We start from the raw sequence: 555 nt of genomic DNA, 5'->3' as shown, positions 1-555 counted from the left end.
CCCATGGACCGCATGGCCGATCCATACGGTCGACAGCAAACAACCTTGGACGACCGGCAACATGGCGCTGATCGGCGATGCCGCGCATGCGATGACGCCGTTCGCGGCGCAAGGCGCGGCGATGGCGATCGAGGATGCTGCGACGCTTGCCGACATCATCGCCGACTTCCCTGCCGACCCCCTGGCCGCACCTGCGACCTGGGAACAGTCACGGCGACCGCGTGTAGCGCAGGTCGCCCGACGCGGCGCTGTCAACCGGCTGGCCTGGCATGCCTCGGGTCCAGTGGCGATTGCGCGCAATGTGTTCCTGAAGGTGCGCTCGGAAAAGCTCGCGGCGGATCTGGATTGGCTCTATGGGTGGCGGGCAGTTGAGGCTGCTGTCAGGCGTTGAAAGCCTGACAGGCTGGCGGGACAGCGCCCCCCTCTGTCCTGCCGGACATCTCCCCCACTTGGGGGGAGATCGGCCGGCACCGCCGATTTCACCAATCTCGAACGTTGCAGGGCCGCAGGAAAGAGCGGGGCGCCGAACCGCCAATCTCCCCCCTCGTGGGGGAG

The 555-nt window shown here is 67.2% G+C and carries 1 protein-coding gene; it reads left to right on the top strand.

Annotated elements, in window-relative coordinates:
* Positions 1–391 (top strand): FAD-dependent monooxygenase (locus tag EN964_RS36695; protein WP_206528851.1); only part of this gene is annotated, 391 nt, incomplete at its 5' end.
* Between the last annotated feature and the right edge of the window lie 164 nt (positions 392–555).

The sequence above is a fragment of the Mesorhizobium sp. M7A.F.Ca.CA.001.10.2.1 genome (genome assembly GCF_003998575.1).
GTDB lineage: Bacteria > Pseudomonadota > Alphaproteobacteria > Rhizobiales > Rhizobiaceae > Mesorhizobium.
Note: the sequence above shows the minus strand (reverse complement) of the source record. Positions and strands in the feature narration are given on the sequence as shown.